The 2,827-nt window shown below is 70.6% G+C and carries 3 protein-coding genes; all 3 read left to right on the top strand.

The genetic code is table 11. From position 1 onward, the window contains the following. Positions 1-164 precede the first annotated feature (164 nt). Positions 165-1,523, top strand: coding sequence for an IS21/IS408/IS1162 family transposase (locus ACZ34W_RS38555; protein WP_465611153.1), 1,359 nt, complete (start codon positions 165-167; stop codon positions 1,521-1,523). After that, the gene (istB, locus tag ACZ34W_RS38550; protein WP_280686096.1) at positions 1,520-2,329 is read left to right on the top strand and encodes an IS21-like element helper ATPase IstB; all 810 of its coding nucleotides are present in this window, start codon (positions 1,520-1,522) and stop codon (positions 2,327-2,329) included. Before ACZ34W_RS38555 ends, istB begins: the two co-directional genes overlap by 4 nt. Beyond that, on the top strand, positions 2,319-2,827 hold a 509-nt coding region (locus tag ACZ34W_RS38545; protein WP_465611150.1), incomplete at its 3' end, for a hypothetical protein. The genes istB and ACZ34W_RS38545, both read left to right, overlap by 11 nt.

Genomic DNA, 2,827 nt, shown 5'->3' with positions numbered 1-2,827 from the left:
TGATGGCGCTGGTTGAATCTCCCCAGGTGGTACTGGGCGGTGGGCCAAACCTGCTGGGCTTGGTTCCCCACCTTTTGGGTGGTGTCGGTCGGCGTGTCGGGATAGCGGCGGTGGGCTGCGGCAAGCCTGCGTGAGCAACGGTTGGGCCTCGTCGGAGGGGCTTGGTGCTCACGGTGGAAGAAGACCTCGACGCGCACGCTCTGCGCCGTCAGGGCTGGACGATCTCAGCGATCGCCCGCCATCTGGGCCGGGACCGCAAGACGATCCGGGCCTACCTGAACGGCGAGCGGATCCCGCAGCAGCGGCGCCAGGCTCCCGACGCCTTCGTGCCGTTCCTGGATTACTGCCGCCAACGCCTCGCCGACGACCCTCACTTGTGGGCCTCAGCACTGTTCGATGAAGTGGTCCAGCTCGACTACCGGGGCGCCTACTCGACGTTCACGGAGGCGCTTCGCCGCTACCAGGTCCGGCCGCACTGCGAGCCGTGCCAGGCATCGAAGGGCCGGGACCGGGCCGTGATCGCGCACCCGCCCGGGGAGGAAATCCAGTTCGACTGGGTCGAGCTGCCCGACCCGCCAGCCGGCTGGGGTGTCGGCGCACACGCCCATCTGCTGGTCGGCGCGCTCGCGCATTCGGGCCGATGGCGGGCGGTGCTGGCGGACTCGGAGGACTTCCCACACCTAATCCAGGCCCTCGATGCGGTGCTGCGCAAGCTCGGCGGGACCGCGAGGCGCTGGCGCTTCGACCGGATGGCGACGGTCTGCTACCCGTCCAGTGGGCAGGTCACCCCAGCGTTCGCGGCCGTCGCGAAGTTCTACGGGGTCCAGGTCGCGATCTGCCCGCCACGGCGGGGCAACCGCAAGGGCGTGGTGGAGAAGGCCAACCACAGTGCCGCGCAACGGTGGTGGCGAACCGTCCCGGACGCCCTGACCGTCGAGCAGGCCCAGTCCGGCGTCGACAAACTCGCCATCCGGATGGACGACCGCCGCCGCAACGTGGACGGGATGAAGGTGACAGTTGCCGAACTCGCTGCGGCTGAACCGATGTTGGACCTTCCGACTCTGCCGTTCCCCGCTGACCTGGAGGTCACCCGGACGGTCAGCCCGCAGGCCCTGGTCTCCTTCGAGGGCAACCTCTACTCGGTCCCGCCCGGGATGCCGGGGCTGCAGGTCACCGTCCGGCACCGGCTCGGCGAGGACTACCTGCACATCGTCACCGCAGGCCGGGCGGTGGTCGCCCGCCACCAGCTCGCGCCGCGCGGGGCCGGGCGAACGGTCCGCGACGCGGGCCACGTGATCGCGTTGGAGCGGGCGGTTCTCGCACAGGTCAGCGACCGGGCGCCTTGCAAGACCAAGACCCGTCGCCCGCTGTCCGCCGCGGCGCTCGCGGAAGCCGAACGGCTGCGAGGCCAGGCCGCCGGCTCGAACCCGGCCGAGCGGGTCGTCATCAACCTCGACACCTATGCCGCCGTGGCCGACCGGCTGCGGACCGCTCCGACACCTGAGGAGGAACTCGGCAAGTGAGCACCCCACCCACGCAGATGAGTGAAGCGCGCCGCTACTCGCAGCTGCGAGCCCACCTGTCCTACCTGAAGCTCAACGACGCGTTCGATGCTCTCCCGCGGGTGCTGGACCAGGCCCGCTCCGAGAACCTGTCGATGACCGCCGCGCTGGAGAGGCTGTTGGAGATCGAGGTCGAGGCCACCGAGGCTCGGCGCCTGGCGGCCCGGGAACGGTTCGCCTGTCTCCCGGAGCCCTGGACGTTGTCGGACTTCGACTTCTCCGCCCAGCCCGGCGTCGACGAGAAGCTGATCCGCGACCTGGCCACCCTCCGCTTCCTCGACGACGCATCGAACGTGCTGTTCGTCGGCCCGCCCGGGGTCGGCAAGACCATGCTGTCGGTCGCGCTCGGTCGGGCGGCGGTCGACGCGGGCCACCGCGTCTACTTCACCACCGCGGCCGAGCTGGCGGCCAAATGCCACAAGGCCGCCTTGGAGGGCCGTTGGAAGACCTGCATGCGCTTCTTCGCGGGCCCCCGGCTTTTGATCATCGATGAGCTCGGCTACCTGCCGCTGCCCGAGGACGGCGCCTCGGCGTTGTTCCAGGTGATCAACCAGAGGTATCTGAAGTCGAGCACGATCCTGAGTACCAACGTCGGCATCGCCGACTGGGCCTCGGCCTTCGGGGACGCGACCGTCGCCGCCGCGATGCTGGACCGCCTCCTGCACCGGGCAGCCGTCGTCGGCATCGACGGCCCCTCCTACCGGCTCCGCCACCACCAGGGCCACGCCGACAACCTTCGCCAGGGAGTGAACGCCCGTGTCTCCTGAACTCGACACCATCAAAGACGAGTTGGAGCGGACCTGCCCCGAGTGCGGGATCGGCTTCACCGTCGAGTCGGCGGCCAGCCGGCGCAAGTACTGCTCGCCGACCTGCCGCGAGCGCGGCACCGCGCACCTGCCCAAACTGCGGAACTGCCCGCAGTGCGGCAAGGAGTTCACCACCGACCTGAGCCGGAAGAGGAAGTTCTGCTCGCCCGAGTGCCGGACCGCCTCGCGCCGCAGCGAGGCCCACATGGAAACCCGGACCTGCCCGGTCTGCGAGAACCCCTTCCAGGCCGGGAAGACCGTCCGCACCGTCTACTGCTCGATGGTCTGCCGCCGCGAAGCCGAGCACCGCCGCGACCAGGCCCTGGACGAGGAACGGGCCCGCCGGCTCGGCCAGGCTCCACCATCCGCCCAGCCGGCCCGGGCCGCGCTTCCCCCGCCGCCTCCGGCCCGCCCCGCCCCGCGGCAGCCCTCAGCGGCGCGCGATCCGTTGGAGCCGAC

The sequence above is a fragment of the Kitasatospora sp. NPDC022856 genome, assembly GCF_055561235.1.
The sequence above is the reverse complement of the archived record's forward strand: the minus strand, read 5'-3'. Positions and strand labels throughout refer to the sequence as shown.